This window comes from Spirosoma sp. (genome assembly GCF_048594605.1).
GTDB lineage: Bacteria > Bacteroidota > Bacteroidia > Cytophagales > Spirosomataceae > Spirosoma.
On record NZ_JBMDWV010000416.1, the window covers coordinates 17196 to 36414 of the forward strand.

Genomic DNA, 19219 nt, shown 5'->3' on the forward strand with positions numbered 1-19219 from the left:
CACCTTCGTTTATACTAACGTAACGCCCCCGCGGTTGTTATGCAGAGGAGCGAATTTGCGAGGGGGACTTTTTCAGTGTTGTTCATGTTTATTTCTAGTAAGCATATACGGGTAATTGGACTCTGGGCCGTGCTGTTTTTGCTGGCGGGCTTAACCACAACCTGGGCTCAGGGTTTTAAAATAAGTGGCAAAGCCTGCGTTCCGGATCAGGAATGCAAGGCCGATTCTATCACGTTTACAGATAGCTCATTCGCTGGGTCTGTGAGCCGTGTCTGGACGTTTGGCGATGGGTCGAGCGTTACAAAGCAGAGTGACTCCGTGGCCCGGCACGTTTACCAGACGGCGGGCACGTACACCATTACGTTGACGCGAACCATAAACGGAAGAACGACGACACTGAATCGGAGTGTTACGATTTATAACCGGCCTCAACCCTTTTCGAACTGGAGGACGGATACAACCATCTGTAAGGGCGAAACCATTACGTTAGATCCGTATCCAAATGGGTCTCAGGCTGGATACAGATACTTATGGTATCCGAAAGGCGATACGACACAAAGCATTCAAGTAGACAGCTCAGGCTGTTATTCGGTCGAGGCTATTAGCCCGAATGGGTGCTCCTATCAGGATCGAATCAACGTGGACGTTTGTGGGGAACAGAAAGAATCACAGGGTGTAAAATGGTATTTTGGACAAAACGCGGGTCTGGACTTTAGCGGTGGCGGTACCCCCAAACCAATAGACGACGGAAAACTGAGCACCATTGAAGGCTCGTCGTCTATTGCAAATACAAAAGGGATACTTCTTTTTTATACAGATGGAATTACCATCTACGATAAAGACGGTAAGGTGATGAAATCACTGGTGCCGGGCGATACAAGTACTGCTCAGATACCACTAGATGGGAACAAGAACTCTACACAATCGGCTCTGATTGTTCCAAAGCCCACCTGCCGGGGCTGTGAATATCTTTACTACGTCTATACTACCTCAGAAATACGCGGTAAAAAAACACTGACCTATAGCGTTGTCGATATGCGTCAGGATGGCGGTAAGGGAGCCGTCGTTGAAAAGAACATTCCACTATCCAGCGAAAGTACGGAGCAGTCAGCGGCTGTTGAAAACAAACGCGATTCGACGTATTGGGTTATCACGCGTGTTTACGGGACGAACCGATTTGAAGTTCGCCATTTAACCCGCGGAGAAAGCGCAGACCCTGTAACGTATACAGGTGGACAGGTAATCGATTCGCTGGCGAGTGCAGAAGGCTATATGAAAATTGGGCCAGCCGACACAACAAGCGGTAAAGAAGGAAACCGTCCAATGGCGGTGGTCATTCCAGGTCCTCCCAAAAACTCAGTAGACTTATACACTTTTAACGACTCTACGGGCGTATTGACATTCAATCGAACCCTTGACCTGGGGCCTGCTCCGCCAAAAGCTTACGGAGTCGAGTTCTCACCCGACGGAAAAAACCTGTACGCAACAATGCTGGCAGATACCAATTCAGATGGTAGTCAGAAAGGAGCTTCTTACGTTGTTAAGTACGATTTAACGCAACAGGATACTTTGCTCACGCAGTCCCGAACGGTGGTTGATAGTAGTACGACGAGACAGTATGGCTCGATACAGATCGGGCCAGACGGGCGACTATATATTGCTGTAAAAGGAAGCTCATCGCTGGCTACCATTGAAAATCCAAATGGCGGACTTCTTGACAGTTTAATTTTTAACCCAATTGGCCAGACACTTGGTGGTAAAACCAGCCAGCTCGGTTTGCCGAACCTGGTAGCAAACTTCAATGATCAATCAAACGGACCCGGCATTACGTATGCTGATACGTGTGTTAATGCACCAACTGTATTTCAGATTGGGCCTAATTGCCCCAAGTTGAAGGAAGCTTACACGTTAGATTTTGGTGATGGAAGTCGTCCCGTATCCACCACTTCTACACAGCCTATTACGCACCCGTATGCAAAGCCAGGGCAATACTTTATCAGTCTGCGAATTGTTACCCGAACCAGCGCGGGCGGTATATGCAAAGACACGTTGATTCGGGATACGCTGAACATCCTGGAAACGCCCCCCGACATACAACTAGGGGCCGATACGTCTATTTGCAACAAAAAAGGAATCCTGCTTGATCTTAAAGTGCAGGCGAAGCTCTATGTCTGGCTTGTCAACGGGACTGTTGTGAGTAGGCAAAAGACATTACAGCTACAGAGACCCGGCTATTATAAAGTGATTGGTTTGGCGGCCAATGGAGAATGTTTCAAGAGTGATACGATTGAAGTTCAGATCAGGCCAGTACCTTCACTTGACCTGGGACCTGATACGGTTTTCTGTTACCGAAGCTCGGTTAAGCTAACAGTGCCGCAGCAAACCTGGTCGGAGTTTCAGTGGAGTGACGGCAGTACGGAGCGTTCGACGACAGTATCTAAAGCGGGTACGTATTTTGTGTCGGCCAAGAACTTTGCTGGCTGCGAAAATGCAGATACAATCAAGGTAAGCGAATTGCCTAAATTACGGGTGGCTGCTGCGCTAACGGGCCCAAAAGCCTGTACATCGGCTGATGGCTCTATCGCTCTGACGCCAACGCCTGCCGGTACGTATCAGTATGACTGGACCCGATCAGACGGGACAGTTCAGCTTAATGCAGGAAATCAACAAACGGGCCTGACTGAGGGAGGCTATAAAGTCAGCGTAACGGATAGCCTGCATGCCTGTAAGGCCGATACGGGCTTTGTCCTAAAGTCGCCGGAAAACAACCTGAGAATTTCTCCTCTGATAAGAGATGCGCTATGTGGTATACCCAACAGTGGTACAATTAGTGTATCTGTTTCGGGCGGAACGCCCGTAAGCTACGCGTGGCTTGACCGTAACAACAATCTAATCACAACTACCCCTGTATTTGACAAAGCTTCGTCAGGTGTATACAATGTTCAAATAATTGATCAGCGAGGTTGTAAGGCCATACTGGATAGTATTAAAGTAGGTCTGGACAGTACAGGCTTAGCCCGTCTGGTACCGGACACGCTCAAGTGTGCGGGGGTAGGCGTTGTATTATCACCACTCTTAGGGGATTTGCCCGGTAATACGTATCAGTGGAGTAATGGCGCATCGACCCCTACTATTTCCGTTACGTTGCCCGGCTCCTATAGTTTGATTGTCAGAAACACAACTACGGGTTGTGTAGGACGTAGCAGTACCCAGGTGGGCGACCGTCCTGCCCCACAGTTTACATTAACCAGCCCGGTATCAGTTTGTGAGGGCGACCAGGGACAAGTGCAGGTATCAGCGAACGGCGCTTCTAACCTAAAGTATTTGTGGTTGAATAGTCCGTCGGGTAGGGATACTACCAGGTCGATTACTGTGGCGCGGGCGGGCGATTATCAGGTGGTTGTAACAAATCCATTAGGCTGCACGGCTGTTGGCATTGCCAAGGTATTGAATCTGTGTGAACCAAGACTTAGTATTCCGGATGCATTTACGCCCAATAGTGACGGGGTTAATGATCAGCTACAGGTATTCACCGCTTACATTACCGACTACGAATTCAGAGTCTACAACCGATGGGGGGAGGTTATTTTCGTGAGTAATAATCCTGAGCAAAAATGGGACGGAACTTACAAAGGAACCGCCTATCCATCTATGCTTTATCCATACATCGTTACGTATAAAAGTGAGTCGTTTCCAGAGCGTGCGCGCGTTGTAAAACGGGGTACAGTTATGGTAATTAGATAGCGATTTTCTGCGGTTTTTTTTGTAAATTTGAAGTAAACGCCCCCGGATAAATAACCTGTTTTTCAGCTAAAAGGGCGGGGATCTGTACCAAAAAAAACCATGCGAAACGACTTTTTGAAAGGCTCGAACGAGGGCATGACTGCTACTGATAAAGAAATTGAACGGGCGCTTCGACCGCTCTCGTTTGAAGACTTTACCGGACAGGCTAAAGTCCTTGAAAACCTCGAAGTATTTGTGCGGGCAGCTATGCAACGGGGCGAAGCCCTCGACCATGTTCTGCTTCATGGCCCCCCAGGCTTAGGCAAAACGACCCTGTCGCATATCATTTCCAATGAGCTGAATGCGAATATTAAAATGACCTCCGGACCCGTATTGGATAAACCCAGTGATCTGGCAGGTCTGCTTACGAATCTTCAGCCAAACGACGTATTGTTTATTGACGAGATTCACCGGCTTAATCCAATCGTTGAAGAGTATTTGTACTCGGCAATGGAAGATTACAAAATTGATATTATGCTTGACTCTGGGCCTAATGCCCGAACGGTTCAAATTAAACTGAATCCCTTTACGCTAATTGGTGCCACCACCCGTGCCGGGATGCTGACGTCCCCGCTTCGGGCCCGGTTTGGAATCAGTTGCCGCCTGGAATACTACGATGCTAATTTGCTCACCAGTATTGTACAACGATCAGCCGCTATTCTGGGAACGCCTATTGATGAAACTGGAGCTTATGAAATTGCCCGACGTAGTCGGGGAACACCACGGATTGCCAACAATCTGCTACGTCGTACGCGTGACTTTGCACAGGTGAAGGGGAACGGTTATATCAATGTTGATATTGCTGAAATGGCACTAAGTGCACTTGACGTTGATCAGAATGGCCTTGACGATATGGACAACCGTATCCTGATGACCATTATTGACAAATTTAAGGGCGGGCCTGTTGGGATTACCACCATTGCAACGGCCTGTGGTGAAGAAGCTGAAACGATTGAAGAGGTGTATGAGCCCTTTCTGATTCAGGAAGGTTTTCTAAAACGGACTTCCAGAGGTAGGGAAGCTACTGAGAGGGCTTACCGGCATTTGGGAATTGTGCCCAACTTCCGTACGGGAGAAATATTTGGGTAAACTGCTTTTGCACAAAGTTTCATATGATTCAGCAGATTCTAAACTCTAATGACTCATATGAAACTTTTTATTTGTGAGGGTTAACTTACAACTTTACTCTTATAGATGCATTCGATGACCTCGGATACCGCTGAATCGACTAGATAATAGTAAATGTTTTTACCATTACGCCGAATATCAAGAATACCTTTATCACGCATGTTGATCAAATGATGAGAAATCAGCGATTGCTCGGCGTTCAAATTCTTATAAATTGTTGACACATTCAGCTCCTTATTTTCATTCAGCATTTGAATTATTTTGATTCGCAACGGATGTGCTACCGCTTTCAATACGTAAGCTGCTTTGTCAACTTTTTTCTCGTCAGTCATAATGTTCGTGGTTGGCAAAAGATGGTTTTTTGATCAATTTACGATCAGTGAAAAAAAATAGATTTATACAGATGTACTTAGCTTTATATAAACAATTAGCGTAACTAATAGGAATATAGATTTTATAAGATGTCTTTTTCCTATTATTAAATGATAATTTATTCATTATATAGCACGCATACCTAAAAGTAGGTAAATTAAGAAGTTTTCCTCAAAACTACTCATTATAATATATAAATGTTTTATAAGAACAAGTAAGGTCCTATTGTGTCAAAGCAATAGTCGAACTCTTTACGTAGTAAAGGCTAGAATTGGAATTACTTGAACGGTCTGTTTTTCTTAATCAGATAATACTACCAGCAACTATTAGCTTACAATAATGGATGTTGTATATGTACATGTCAATCTGTGCGGAAAAATGATACAAATTGGTTTCTGTTAAATTGGAATAGGTAATTAGTTGGCCTTAATTAAATATTAAATTTAAAAAAAAGTGTAATAGGTTATCTAGAAAGGACGATTTGTAACTATCGTTTGACCGTATTAATCCGATACGGTTATATGGTTAATTAAAGATAAATGACTTTATATATTCAAAAGTGTGTATCAGTGCTACGTCAATAAATAGGGGGCTTTTCTGAACAGAAAAGCCCCCCGGAAAGATGGAGTCAGCCCTTGTTAAGGGCAGTTACTACGTCCAGCCGTAATACACCCTGGCTTCTTTTTTTATTATCGAACGGTCCTTATCTACTTCTGCCGGAAAAATAGTGTAAGTGGTACGCCTGTAAAATCAAAGTGTGCTCGCAGTTTATTCTCTAAGAACCGCTGATAAGCTTCCTGTACGTATTGAGGAAGATTACAGAAAAAGACAAACGTAGGCGAAGGCGTAGGAACCTGGAGCATGTACTTAATTTTAATTTGCTTTCCTTTTGTCGCTGGTGGCGGATACTTTTCGATTTCAGGTTGCATGGCCTCATTTAATTTCGAAGTTGCAATCTTCTTTGTCTTGTTCTCAAAAACCTCCATAGCTTTTTCCATTACCTGAAAAATGCGCTGCTTTTCATGGACTGAGGCAAAAATGATAGGTAGATAATCAATGGGCATCATACGCTGAATCATCTGCTTACGCAATACATCAGCCGTGTGCTGATCTTTTTCGACAGCATCCCACTTATTTACCATAATTACTACGCCCTTTTTGGCTTTCACAGCTTGCCCAATAATGGTTAGATCCTGAGCTTCCAGGCCACGCGTAGCGTCGAGCAACACAATGCAGACATCCGAGTCTTCCATCGCCTTAATCGAACGTAGCGTCGAATAGAATTCTATATTGTCCTGAATTCTGGACTTACGCCGGATTCCGGCTGTGTCGGTCAGGATAAAATCTTTGCCGTAAGCTTTGTAGCGAGTATTGATCGCATCACGCGTAGTTCCGGCAATATCGGTAACGATGCTACGTTCCTGCCCCGTCAGTACGTTCAAAAACGACGATTTTCCCACGTTTGGCCGACCCAGAATAGCAATGCGAGGTATACCAGCGTCCGGATCTTCTATACCGGGAGTTTGAAAATGCTTAACGACTTCATCCAGTAAATCGCCAGTTCCTGTTCCGGTTACGGCCGAAACAGGATACGGATCGCCCAGACCCAGCGCATAAAATTCAGCGGCAGCATGAGCCCGTTCTGACGTTTCTGCCTTATTGGCCACGATATACACTGGTTTTTTGGATCGACGCAGCACGTTCGCGAAATCTTCATCTAAGCCTGTAACGCCAGTTTGAGTATCAACGGTAAACAGGATGACGGTTGATTCCTGGATAGCAATCTCGACTTGTTCACGGATCGATTCCTCAAATACGTCTTCCGACCCCACAACATACCCACCGGTATCGATTACCGTAAAATATTTGTTGTTCCACTCGGCTGTACCGTAGTGACGGTCTCGTGTAACACCACTCTGATTATCCATAATGGCCTGTCGCTGTTCCGTCAAACGGTTAAACAGCGTAGACTTACCCACGTTTGGGCGGCCAACGATTGCAACTATATTTGCCATGATTGATAGGGTATCAGTTGTTGATCAGCAGTGTCCCGATAATAATATAGTGAACGACTGTTGACCGACGACTAATGATTACTCGTCGTACCCCAACCGCTTGAGCATTCGCTCTTTTTGGCGCCAATCGGGTTCTACTTTGACGAATTGTTCTAAAAATACTTTCTTACCGAAGAAGCGCTCGAGTTCTTCGCGGGCCATAATCCCCGTTTTCTTAATCATCTTACCTCCCTCACCGAGCAAAATCGCTCGTTGAGTTGCACGTTCTACCAGAATTTCAGCCTGGATAACAATGATATCTTCCTTCTCTTTAAAGCCAATAATAACAACCTCACTACTATAAGGGACTTCTTTTTTATAATTGAGAAAGATTTTTTCCCGAATAATTTCTGACGCAAAAAAACGCTCAGGCTTATCTGTCAATTCATCTTTCGGGAAATAGGGCGGATGCTGAGGTAAGCGGCTGATAATCCTTTCAAATACCTGGTCAATATTAAAGCCGTTGAGTGCCGAAATCGGAATGATTTCCTGTGCTTTAAAGTGTTCCTGCCAGTACGTAATTTTCTCGTTCACCTGATCCTGTGTTGCCTGATCAATTTTATTGATCAGCAGCAGAATCGGTACGTCGGATTTTTGTAAACGCTCGATTACATCGTTTTCATCGTGCTGTTCAAAAATATCCGTTACGAACAGCACAACATCGGCATCCTCAATAGAGCCCCTCACAAAACTCATCATCGATTCGTGGAGCTTGTATTGAGGTTTGATAATACCAGGGGTATCGGAATAAACCAGCTGGAATTCCTGGCCTTTATGATTGCCATTCAGAATACCCATGATGCGGTGGCGGGTAGTCTGGGCTTTGGAAGTAATGATGGACAACCGCTCGCCAACGAGCTGATTCATTAGGGTTGATTTACCAACATTTGGCTTGCCAACGATGCTGATAAAACCGGCCTTATGATTGGCCGGGAAATTTTCGATAAGTTCCGTATTCATCTTGAGGTGATCCTACCGGCTGAGTACCAGTAGCTTTTGCAAACAACTCTCTATCGAAAGAAAACGTTTCCGAAGGAGTATAAAAAATTTTCAACAAATGTAGTTGCTTTTTCGAAGAAGTGTCGTACTTTTGCAGTCCAAACATCGCGGGATGGAGCAGTTGGTAGCTCGTTGGGCTCATAACCCAAAGGTCGCTGGTTCGAGTCCAGCTCCCGCTACTAGATAAAAGCCACTGAAATTCAGTGGCTTTTTTGTTTTAATACATCCTTAAGAACATAAAGCCGTTGGGTTGAGTTTACTTCACTTAGCCGACCATTACCTATTCAAGAGATGTATGTTCAATTTATACGTATTTGGCTGTATAGTTGGGTAGTCTGTCTGATCCTAACCTGTACGTCTGCCAACGCACAGCGACGAAGCTTTGAGCCAAGGCAAAGGCGAGTATTTGCACCAGAACATCCTCGATACGTCCAGCCTAATGCACTGCGGCCGGCAATTTATTTTCCGCAGGCACCTCTTCCGGGTAAAATACGCAAATCAATAGGCCTTGTGTTTACGACAACTCCACCCGAGCTGACAGAAGAAATTCGGGTGAGCGTACCAGCAATTGACTTTAATATTCAGCGTGGATTGACCAAGCATCTGTATGCTACCGGACGGATACAAACGCAGCTTGTACAAAGTAACATTGGACTAGGCCTACGCTGGGCAACTCAGTTGACAGATCGGCTATTTGTTGCGCCAGGCTTCGAGGTGACTGGCTGGTTTGGTGCTTTACAGATCAAAGATATATTCAATAGCCAGGCTTATGGCGCGCAATCTTTTCCCAGCCTGTCATTTGGTTATCGATTCACGAGGGATGTTCAGTTTACGTTGAGGTCAGAAGCTATTGTGGATTTATATTATCGTTCGCAGGTGGGTAATCTAGCTGTCGTTTATGATCGCCGGCGGGTTAATGGAGTTGCTTTTACGTTTATGTTAGAGCAACCGTTTTATAATAAACAGCATGTTTCGGTGGGCTTTAGAGCGGCTTATTCAAATTTCAATTGGCAGCTTTGGTCTCTCTTCGATACGTTTGATCGGAATCTTTTCTATCCGCAACTTATTTTCGGCTTTATTCTGTGAGAAACGTTTCTTACTGCCTAGTTGGCCTGGTGTTGTTACTTACTAATGGGTGCCGTAAAGAATACGAGGCACCTGTGCCCTATAATTTTACCGATACGCCTGGTTCCGGCCAATTTGTGTCCTCAATTCGGCAGGAAATGGACGGGGTCTACGGCGTTACAGATGGCGCTAATCGATTCGGTAGTCAAGTGGTATTGAAGTGGACGTACACGCTGAATGGAGCCGATACGACACATTATCTATCCATTTTTAGCGGTACAGATGCCGCTTTTTTTAACCTTGAGGGCGATTCTAAAGCCGACAGTCTGGTATTGAATGGGTACTGGCGAAAGTTGGTTAATACAGAAACAGGTGTTGCCCGTCTTTCTGTCCGAATAAAGCACAATGGGCAGATACAAGCTTATACTGGTCGTTTAGCAGCAACTGACACACTGGTTGTAGATGGATTCTACGGCGAAGGAAAGGCGAACCCTACGCAAAAGCTAACCCTAACGTATCGCCGACCTTTAAATACAAGGCCATTTGAAATTATGGCTCACCGAAGCGGTGGACGTACGTCTGATTTGTTACCTGCTTCAGAAAACTCCGTAGAAATTATCAAGCTGGCTTCGCGATTAGGCGCAACAGGCATTGAAATTGACGTACGTTATACGAAAGATGGCGTACCCATTCTTTACCACGACAATACGCTAAATCTGCGGTTAATTCAAAAAAACGGTTTGACGGGCCCTGTAGAGGATTACACGTATCAACAACTAAGTTCGCTGGTTCGGTTGGTAAATGGCGAAAAAATTCCAACTCTGGAGGAGGCTTTAGAAACGGTTATTAATAATACGTCCCTTAGGTTTGTCTGGCTGGATACCAAATACATTGGACCAATGGATAAAGTACAGGCCATTCAGCAGAAATATCGACAAAAGGCCATTCTGGCGCGTCGTGACCTTCGTATTGTTATTGGCCTGCCCAGCACAGACGCTGTATCGGCCTATGAAGCTCTTGAAGATAAACAGAATACGCCTATTTTATGCGAATTGGATACGGCTATTACGAAAGGGTTGGGTGCACGTATCTGGGCACCCAGATGGACGCTTGGACCCCAGACACAAGAAGTACAGGCAATGAAAGCAGAAGGCCTGACCGTTTTTGTCTGGACACTCGACGAGCCGAGATTCATTGAGGAATTCGTGAGTCAGAACAATTTTGACGGTATTCTGTCTAACTATTCGACAGTTGTTGCGTATTACCATTATAGTAGTCAATAAGCTATGTTTTTTCGATTCTGCTTAATGGTTTTGAGTGGCTGGATCGCCACTGCCTCTGCCTGGTCAACAGCTAACGCGCAAGCAGCAGATTCTGTAAGCACACCTCGGGGTCCGTACACAATTGTAGTCACCGCTGGTAGTGGATTATCATATTACTCGACCCACCTCGGTGTACCAGCTGCTCTGGAACAGGCTCACGTTAGCCGCTTTGGGGTACCTGCTACGTTACGGGTCATGTGGCACCCTGATCATCGGCTGCGAATCGGAGTAGAAACCGGCTGGACTACTATGTATAGCTATCGGGGACAGGTATCCGGTGAACCAGCCCATGTCTACGTATCGCTTGTGCCGGTTTTACTTGTATTTTCAATGCCAATGGCCTGGCTAAGTGGTACCGAACGTAGCATAGCAAGACGGATGGCGCTGACCGTTGGAACAGGGGTTTATGTAAATCATTCCCGGCTGGATTACTTAGGTACAGTTTTGACGAACTCGAATAGCCTGGGCTGGATGGCTGCCGGATCGTATACACAGCCCATCGGGCGTCGGTTTAGGGTAGCTGGCGAATTGAAATGGTATGATGCTGTGGCTGCTGAAAATGCAGCTTTTACGGCAGAAATTCAGTTGGTGTGGCGACCATTTTCCTGGTAAATATCGTTTAAATACGTAGTAATAGTTGGTAAGCAATAGTACATTATGGAACAAGACAGTAGCAAGAAAGACATTCTTTTTTTGAGTGATACCCAGGCTCCTATGTGGGTCGAAAAGCTGGTTTTGCGTACGCATCAGAATACGAAGGCAACGCAAACCATTTTTGCTGAAATCTTGCGCATCCGTCCTGCTGTGCTCTATTGGTTGGGAGATATTGTTTCGCTGGGATACCGTAACAATAAGTGGCGGATCATTGACCAGTTTTTAATGAAATGTACTGAAGTCAGAACGGCCGTTTATGCCATCATGGGCAATCACGACGTAATGGGACGGCCACGTAAAGGAGCCCGGAATTTTCAGCAGCGCTTTCCTGAACACAGTCCTACGGGCTATGTGAAAACAACGGATTCAATTGCAGTGGTAATGCTGAATTCTAACTTTCATATACTTTCAGCAGCTGATTTGGTAAAGCAACAAACCTGGTATGAACAGACACTGAAAGATTTAGACGCTGATCCCGAAATAAAAGTTGTTATTGTAACCTGCCATCATGCACCGTACTCGAACAGTAAACTGGTGGGCTCATCAAAATTAGTACAACTACGGTTCGTTCCGCCTTACATTAAATCGCGAAAAGCACGCTTGTTTATCACTGGGCATTCGCACGCTTTTGAGCGATATGAATTTGAGGGAAAAACGTTTTTAGTGATTGGTGGCGGTGGAGGACTACGTCAACCGCTGAATATGTCACCAACTCGTCTACCTGATCTGGCTACCGACTATAAGCCCATGTTTCATTACTTGGCCGTGCGTCGTGAAGGCGAAGGATTATTGCTCACGTCTTACTGCCTGAAAAAAGATTTTTCTGGTTTTTCGGAAGGCTATCATTTTGAAATTCCGGCTAACGCAGACGTACCGATAGCCAGTGAATAAATAGCTGGTCGCCTATTGCTCTTCGATGGTTCCGGCGCCTAATTCCGAAAATAATGTTTGCCAGTATTGCGTAACGGCCGGGTTATTCTCTTTAACGGAAGCATTGGGTTCAAATGGCAAAATCATTGTAATCTCGGGGCTACCAATAACGTAACGTTTTAATTGCTCGACGTCGGCTTTTGCCCACTCTTCGGCTTGCGCGTTGTCTTTAGGTGGCTTCACCTGAAAGTCCCGCCGGGCGGCTCCTTTCACACTCTCAATCATATCGCTTAAGTAATACACTTTTACCGTAGCCCCCGATTCATTTGCCTTCTGGATCACGGGTAAACTGGCCCATATATCCGTCTCCTGATTCGATGAGCCAGCGTTTTGAGCGACTAACTGCTGTAAAACACGTTGACGGATTTGCGCCTTCTCACGCGTCAGCGACAAATTAAATTCAGTCTCGGCAGCTTCCCGGTCGGTGAGGCTTGCGGCCGAGACGTCCTCCATTTCAGTGCGTGCTGTTACGTTCAGCGCACGGGCTTTGGAGGTATTTTCGTGAATAAAATAAACATCCAGCTTATCGCCTTTTTGCCGAATGTTCTGTTCAATAATTTCAGTAAGCGCCTGCTGGTACTTTTGCGCGACAAAAGCCTTGTTGACGTTAACGCTACGAGTTTTGTCCAGAAAGATCAGGGTGTAAACAGGCTCGTTCGTCGTCGGTTTGGTTTTGTCGCTACTGCCCGAACAGGCGAATAAAAGTAATAAGCTAAAAACAGCGATGTATTTTATCATAAGTGTTGCTAATCTATCTTCAGATTGTCTGCGGTAGCAGAGCGAGTTACGTTGCAAAAATCCGGCAGTTTCGTCTATCTTACAACAGTTTATCCGGCCAACTTCTGCTTATGACTCATTTTTACGCTCGACTTCTGCTAATTATTCCTTTTACATTTTTCACTGTTTATTCGTTAACTGCCCAGGTTGAGAAAGCGCCACCACGCAAAGAAGGCGATGGGCCATTCGGCAAACTGATTATTCGGGGCGTTACGTTAGTAAACAGCACTGGGGCACCTCCTGTTGGGCCGGTGGACATTGTTGTCGAGAAAAATAGAATTACGCAGATTAAGCAGGTAGGCTATCCTGGCGTACCGATTGATGCCAAAAACCGGCCGCGGGCAGCACCAGAGGACAAAGAATTGAACTGTGAAGGCATGTACCTGATGCCGGGTTTTGTGGATATGCATGGCCATATTGGCGGACAGGCGCAGGGAGCCAATGCCGAATACGTATTTAAACTGTGGCTTAGTCACGGTATCACAACCATTCGCGACCCTTCCTGCGGAAACGGTCTCGATTGGGTATTGGATCATCGAGCGAAAAGCGAACGTAACGAAATCACAGCACCGCGTATCAAAGCCTATACGGTTTTTGGCCAGGGATCGAAAGAGCCCATCAGTACGCCCGAACAGGCCCGCGCCTGGGTCCAGCAGAACGCAAAACGCGGGGCCGATGGCATAAAATTCTTTGGTGCAGAGCCAACTATTTTCCGGGCGGCTCTGGAAGAAAACAAAAAGCTTGGACTACGTTCGGCCTGTCATCATGCACAGTTGGAAGTGGCCCGGATGAACGCGCTGGCGACGGCCAAAGCGGGTTTAACCTCGCTTGAACACTGGTATGGTCTGCCTGAAGCGCTGTTTGACGACAAAACGATTCAGAATTATCCCGCTACGTATAATTACAACAACGAGCAGAATCGATTCGAAGAAGCGGGCAATCTCTGGCAGCAAGCCGCTAAACCGGGCTCCGAGCGCTGGAATAAGGTTATGGACGAGTTGATTGCTTTAGATTTTACGCTCGATCCAACATTCAATATTTACGAAGCTAACCGTGAACTGATGCTGGCACGTCGGGCTGAATGGCACGATGAGTATACCATGCCCAGTCTATGGCGATTTTATGGCCCTAGCCGAATTTCGCACGGATCGTACTGGCACTCATGGGGAACGGAACAGGAGGTGGCCTGGAAAAAGAACTACCAACTTTGGATGGAATTCATCAATGACTACAAAAACCGGGGTGGACGCGTGACGGCTGGCTCCGACTCAGGATTTATTTATCAACTTTACGGCTTTGCCTACATCCGCGAACTAGAACTTCTCCGCGAGGCTGGCTTTCATCCGCTTGAGGTGATTCGGGCCGCTACGCTAAAGGGCGCTGAAGCACTTGGAATAGCAGACCAGATTGGTTCGGTTGAAGTTGGGAAACTCGCTGATTTTGTTATTATTGATCAGAATCCATTAGCGAATTTGAAAGTGCTTTATGGTACGGGCGCTATTCATCTCAATGAAAAAAACGAAGTGGAGCGCGTTGGCGGTGTTACGTATACCGTGAAAGATGGTGTTGTGTATGATGCTAAAAAACTATTAGCTGACGTTCGAAAAATGGTTGCTGAAGCTAAGCAAAAAGAAAATTTTGAAATAACGCAACCGGGTGTTCCGCCAAAACCGGGAAAAGTGTCGGGCGGTAAGAACTGATTTGTAAAATTGTAAGCCTAAGATCGTAACGCAAAAATGCCTGTGGCGCTAATTACTAACGCCACAGGCATTTATATAAATTGATACGTTGACAATTACACTTCAGCTTCAGCTAGTGCAGGATAGTCGATATAGCCCTGTTCAAAACCTTTTTCGCCGGGGCCATAGAGTGTAGCCGGGTCAAACTGAGCTAATTCAGCACCCGTCGCCAGACGCTCGACTAGGTCTGGATTGGCGAGGAACGGACGCCCAAAAGCAACCAGATCGGCCTTGCCGCTTTCCAGATCAGCTTCAGCGCGTTCCGCATTATAGCTTCCACATAAAATTAGTGTTCCTTTGAACGTTTCACGAATGGCTTCGACGGTAGCTGCGGGTACGGCAGGAGCTCCCATGCCTGAGTGATCAACCAGGTGCAGGTACACAACACCTAACTTGTCGAGCTCACTGGTGAGATAAACATACAAATCATGGGTATCCTCTGCATGGGGTAACAAATCACCGGCTGCGCCAAAAGGTGATAGCCGCAATCCTACTTTATCAGCACCAATAGCCGCAATTGATTCTTCAACTATTTCGAGCAAAAACCGGGCCCGGTTTTCAACAGAGCCGCCATATTCATCGGTACGTTGATTACTTCGGGCGCTCAGAAATTGCTCAATCAGATAGCCATTCGCACCGTGTAGCTCAATTCCGTCAAACCCGGCTTCGATAGCATTTTGGGCCGCCTGGACAAATTCCTGTATCGTAGCTTTTACTTCGGCTTTCGTCATCTCCCGAGGTGTAGCGTTGGGGACAAGTCCTTCAGAATCCGTCCACATGTCACCCGCTGCCGCTATGGACGATGGCGCCAGAATTTCAGCCCCTTCGGGCATATTGGCTCCATGAGAAATACGGCCCGTGTGCATTATCTGGACAAAAATTTTACTTCCTCTTTCGTGTACGGCTGAGGTTATTTTTCTCCATCCCTCAATTTGTTCGGCGCTATAAATACCCGGTATCCGGGCGTAGCCCAATCCATTCGGCGAAGGTGCTGTTCCTTCAGTAATTATCAGCCCCGCTGTCGCTCGTTGAGCGTAATATTCAGCGATCATGTCGTTAGGAATATTGCCGATAGCACGGCTCCGAGTCATGGGTGCCATTACAATGTGATTGGCGAGCGTAAGCCCACCGAGCGTAGCTTCTGAAAACAGTTTCTGAGCCATTACGTAGCAGTTTTAGTAGGTATCAAAGCGAAAGCTTTGTTTCAAATCCATTCTGCTAACGCATTCATATATTTAAAAGTTTGGATGAATTGCTTAAATTTTATTAACTCAGTGCTTCCAGAAAGGCAGTTAGTTGTTGAAGGGCTTCTTTATTTAAACGAAGATGAGCCGTGCGGCCATCCTTAGTTGAGTCTACTAAGCCGCTATCTACCAGTAGCTTAATATGATGAGAAACGCAAGGCTGTGACAGGCCCACCAGTTCCATTACGTCGGCATTCGTTAGCGTTTCTTTTTTTGCCAACTCAATAAGAATTGATAAACGCGATTTATCCGCAATAGCGCCAGTCGCCTTTTCGACAAATTTATAGTCCATGATAACCCGAATTTCTATACTAGCGAGCTATTGATAAATGAATAGCTCGCTAGTGACTTGATTATAAACGTAACGAAATTCAACCGGCAAAGGTGCAAACTTCATCGTACGCGGTAATAGGATTCGAACGATGGGCTTACTGTTTATGGCTATCGACCACTAAACGCTGATCACGATTGGCGATGTCCCAGGCGGTGTAGAAAACTAATCGGGCACTACGTTCGGCTAATTTAAAATCAATTTTTTCTACGTCATCAGTTGGCTGATGGTAATCGGCGTGCAGCCCGTTGAAATAGAAAATGATAGGGATATTATGCTTTGCAAAGTTATAGTGGTCGGAGCGGTAATAAATCCGTTCTGGGTCCTGTGGATCGTTGTACTTGTAATCCAGTTCCATTTTTGTGTATTTCTGATTAGCTGCTTCGCTGATCTTGTGGAGTTCTGACGAAAGTTTGTCGGAGCCAATCACGTAAATGTAATTATCGGATTTGCCCTGATGCAGATCATCAACCCGACCAACCATGTCAATATTCAGATCACCGACGGTTCTGTCCAGCGGTATAACTGGGTTCATATCGGCGTAATATTCGGAGCCTAGCAAGCCTTTTTCTTCACCGGATACGGTCAGAAAAAGAATAGACCGTCGCGGACCTTTACCCGCAGCTTTGGCCTGAGCAAATGCCTGCGCAATTTCGAGTACGGAAACCGTACCGGAGCCATCATCATTTGCTCCATTGTTTACCTGTCCGTCAGGGCTGATACCAATATGATCGTAGTGCGAGGAAACTATCAGAACTTCCTCTTTTTTGTCGGTGCCTTCCAGGAAGCCCAGCACATTCGACGATTCGGTTTTCTCATCTACCCGATCCGCTTTGATTCGTACGCTACCGGCCAGCGAAGACGTAGCAGGTTTCTCAGCCTGAGGGAGCGTAGCCATTAGTTGGCGGAGTGAATCGGTTGAGGTGTTTAGTAACGTAGCGGCCGTTTCGGACGTAATAAGAAATACGCCAACTGATCCTACATTTTCAGCGCCGGGCTTTAGACTTAATCGATTGAATCGTTTCTGCATAGCACCCCGTTGCGACAGAAGTTGCTTAAAAGTTTCAGCAGATTCAGCCGAGACGATAAAAACCTGCGCGGCACCTTTCTGTTTTGCTAACAAATTTTTGGCTCGCCAGCCGTTTGGCCCTCCCCATTTCGAGGCTTCGTCTGTGCCACTCAGCCGCTTTTTCCCATCGGTAGTTTGGGGCTCGCCCTCCAGCATCACAACGGCCTTACCCGCTACGTTGCGTCCGGCATAATCGTCATAATTGGATTCGCCAATACCATAACCGACAAACACGGTCTCGTAGCTGGTTTCTGTAGGCAGATAGAGCAGCCCATTGACCAGAAAATCCTTTAAATACTCTAGCCGTTTACCGCCAGCATTGACATAAAAATCGCCCCACGTTTTCTGATATAAGGTAAAATGCTGCTGATAATCCAGTTTGCCATCATCTGTTTTAACAATGGGTTTCAGCCCCATATCGGCAAACTGACTGGCTATATACTCGGCTGCTTTACGCTGGCCACGAGTACCAGTCTCGCGTCCTTCCATATCGTCGGCTGCCAGAATGCGGAGTTGCTTTTCGAGATCAGTTGCGGTGATGGATTCGGCAAATTTTTCCTGAGCAAGACCCAGAAAAGGCAGTCCAAATAAAGTGGCTGCCAGCAAGAATGGTTTGTATGTCATTGATACAAATCAAATGGTTAAAGTAATGATATAAAGCTACTAGCCAAAACGCTAATCCGGTATGATTTAGCGTCTTATTTGAGCACACTTTTGACAGATTTAGTTTATTTTGCTGTAATCAGTACTGGCACAATCAGGAAACTTAGGCTGCTCAGTAGCAGGTTGATAGCAAATCCAACTGCGTGCATGAACGTAGCGGCAACGGCTCCTTCTGCTGCGGTAAGTCCGTACAGTACCAACGCCCGGCTAACCAGAAAATGATACGTACCAATACCCCCCTGCGTCGGTACGGCAAGGCCGCCCAGCGAACTAACTGCTAAGATAGTTAGAGCCGCACTGGGAGGCAGCGATTTGGTGGAATCTACGGCTATCAATAAAAAGTAGGTCCCTAGCCAGGCTATTATCTGGTTAAGAATGGTTAAGGCTATAAATAAGCCGGGTTGAGGGAGTCGCTGAATGGCCATAAACCCCTGCCTGAATCCCTGGCCTATGTTCTGGATTTTCAAGACAAGGGCGTGATCTCGTACACTTGGGCTGCGCATTATCAGCCAGATGGCAAGGATACTGAATAAAAGAAATGCGGCTAAACTCACCATCAGGTACGTATCAGGCAAAGCAAACGTCAGGCCCGTAAGATAGCGTTGCATCCGACTGAATTCTAGTAGCATCGTTACCAGCAGGAGTATAGCCAGCATAAACAGATCAATAATACGTTCGGCTACTACCGAGCCAATGCCCTGCGAAATGGGCACACCGTCGGTACGTTGCAGGGTCGCACAGCGCGTCAACTCACCAGAACCCATTACAATCATGCTTGATATGACCCCCGTCTGCATTGCTAGTGTGGCCCGAAAGGTGCTCGGTTGGTAACCCAGTGCCCGGAGCGGCTGTTGCCAGCGCTTACCACGAACGAAATAGCTGATAATGGTTAATAGTACGACCAAGACAATCAACCCATAATTAGCCTGTTGAAATTGCGTACTGATTGCGCGGAAAGAAATACCACGTAGCGCGTAGATCAGCAGGAGAACGGCTAGTAGAATGGGTAATCCTCGCCGGACAATTAACTTATTCATAGAGGCAAATTAGTTAATTTTATAAACACAAAGGTGAAGACTGGTAGAACTG

General features: G+C 46.2%; 15 protein-coding genes and 1 tRNA gene. 8 read left to right on the top strand and 8 right to left on the bottom strand.

Features of this window, described 5'->3' with window-relative positions; translation table 11 throughout:
* Positions 1-84 precede the first annotated feature (84 nt).
* Together ACOJS8_RS25830 and ruvB are read left to right on the top strand one after the other, a co-directional pair.
* Positions 85-3744, top strand: a complete 3660-nt coding sequence (locus tag ACOJS8_RS25830; protein ID WP_420151442.1) for a PKD domain-containing protein — start codon at positions 85-87, stop codon at positions 3742-3744.
* 99 nt (positions 3745-3843) lie between these two features.
* The gene (ruvB, locus tag ACOJS8_RS25835; protein WP_420151443.1) at positions 3844-4872 is read left to right on the top strand and encodes a Holliday junction branch migration DNA helicase RuvB; all 1029 of its coding nucleotides are present in this window, start codon (positions 3844-3846) and stop codon (positions 4870-4872) included.
* Between the two features lie 80 nt (positions 4873-4952).
* Here ruvB and ACOJS8_RS25840 read toward each other — a convergent pair whose 3' ends face one another.
* The 3 genes from ACOJS8_RS25840 to era all read right to left on the bottom strand — a co-directional run bounded on the left by ACOJS8_RS25840 (position 4953) and on the right by era (position 8297).
* A complete protein-coding gene (locus ACOJS8_RS25840; RefSeq protein ID WP_420151444.1) occupies positions 4953-5243 on the bottom strand; it encodes an ArsR/SmtB family transcription factor in 291 nt (96 codons plus the stop codon).
* 747 nt (positions 5244-5990) lie between these two features.
* Positions 5991-7298 carry a ribosome biogenesis GTPase Der gene (gene der / locus ACOJS8_RS25845; protein WP_420151445.1) on the bottom strand — a complete coding sequence of 436 codons (1308 nt, stop codon included), beginning with the start codon at positions 7296-7298 and terminating at the stop codon, positions 5991-5993.
* Positions 7299-7376: 78 nt separating this feature from the next.
* Positions 7377-8297 carry a GTPase Era gene (era, locus tag ACOJS8_RS25850; RefSeq protein ID WP_420151446.1) on the bottom strand — a complete coding sequence of 307 codons (921 nt, stop codon included), beginning with the start codon at positions 8295-8297 and terminating at the stop codon, positions 7377-7379.
* A 145-nt stretch (positions 8298-8442) separates the two neighbouring features.
* Here era and ACOJS8_RS25855 point away from each other — a divergent pair.
* The 5 genes from ACOJS8_RS25855 to ACOJS8_RS25875 all read left to right on the top strand — a co-directional run bounded on the left by ACOJS8_RS25855 (position 8443) and on the right by ACOJS8_RS25875 (position 12268).
* Positions 8443-8515, top strand: a tRNA-Met gene (locus ACOJS8_RS25855).
* A 331-nt stretch (positions 8516-8846) separates the two neighbouring features.
* Positions 8847-9422, top strand: coding sequence for a hypothetical protein (locus ACOJS8_RS25860; RefSeq protein ID WP_420151447.1), 576 nt, complete (start codon positions 8847-8849; stop codon positions 9420-9422).
* Positions 9419-10684: a glycerophosphodiester phosphodiesterase gene (locus ACOJS8_RS25865; protein WP_420151448.1), complete on the top strand. Its 1266-nt coding sequence runs from the start codon at positions 9419-9421 to the stop codon at positions 10682-10684. The genes ACOJS8_RS25860 and ACOJS8_RS25865 overlap by 4 nt, the downstream gene beginning before the upstream one ends.
* A 3-nt stretch (positions 10685-10687) precedes the next feature.
* Positions 10688-11335, top strand: a complete 648-nt coding sequence (locus ACOJS8_RS25870) for a hypothetical protein (protein ID WP_420151449.1) — start codon at positions 10688-10690, stop codon at positions 11333-11335.
* Between the two features lie 45 nt (positions 11336-11380).
* Positions 11381-12268 (top strand): metallophosphoesterase family protein, encoded by an 888-nt coding sequence (locus ACOJS8_RS25875; protein WP_420151450.1) that lies wholly within the window; start codon positions 11381-11383, stop codon positions 12266-12268.
* A gap of 12 nt (positions 12269-12280) precedes the next feature.
* Here the strand turns inward: ACOJS8_RS25875 and ACOJS8_RS25880 are convergent, their stop codons facing one another.
* Positions 12281-13045: a hypothetical protein gene (locus tag ACOJS8_RS25880; protein WP_420151451.1), complete on the bottom strand. Its 765-nt coding sequence runs from the start codon at positions 13043-13045 to the stop codon at positions 12281-12283.
* A gap of 110 nt (positions 13046-13155) precedes the next feature.
* Here ACOJS8_RS25880 and ACOJS8_RS25885 point away from each other — a divergent pair, with 110 nt between their 5' ends.
* Positions 13156-14784 carry an amidohydrolase family protein gene (locus ACOJS8_RS25885; RefSeq protein ID WP_420151452.1) on the top strand — a complete coding sequence of 543 codons (1629 nt, stop codon included), beginning with the start codon at positions 13156-13158 and terminating at the stop codon, positions 14782-14784.
* A 95-nt stretch (positions 14785-14879) separates the two neighbouring features.
* On the opposite strand, the gene ACOJS8_RS25890 is transcribed toward ACOJS8_RS25885, so the two are convergent.
* From ACOJS8_RS25890 to ACOJS8_RS25905, 4 genes are all read right to left on the bottom strand, one after another.
* On the bottom strand, positions 14880-15986 hold the full coding sequence (locus ACOJS8_RS25890) for an alkene reductase (protein WP_420151453.1): 1107 nt from the start codon (positions 15984-15986) through the stop codon (positions 14880-14882).
* A 103-nt stretch (positions 15987-16089) separates the two neighbouring features.
* Entirely contained in the window at positions 16090-16359 is a 270-nt protein-coding gene (locus tag ACOJS8_RS25895; protein WP_420151454.1) for an ArsR/SmtB family transcription factor, read from the bottom strand.
* Between the two features lie 136 nt (positions 16360-16495).
* Positions 16496-18091 (bottom strand): M28 family peptidase, encoded by a 1596-nt coding sequence (locus ACOJS8_RS25900; RefSeq protein ID WP_420151455.1) that lies wholly within the window; start codon positions 18089-18091, stop codon positions 16496-16498.
* 104 nt (positions 18092-18195) lie between these two features.
* Positions 18196-19167, bottom strand: a complete 972-nt coding sequence (locus ACOJS8_RS25905) for a lysylphosphatidylglycerol synthase transmembrane domain-containing protein (protein WP_420151456.1) — start codon at positions 19165-19167, stop codon at positions 18196-18198.
* Between the last annotated feature and the right edge of the window lie 52 nt (positions 19168-19219).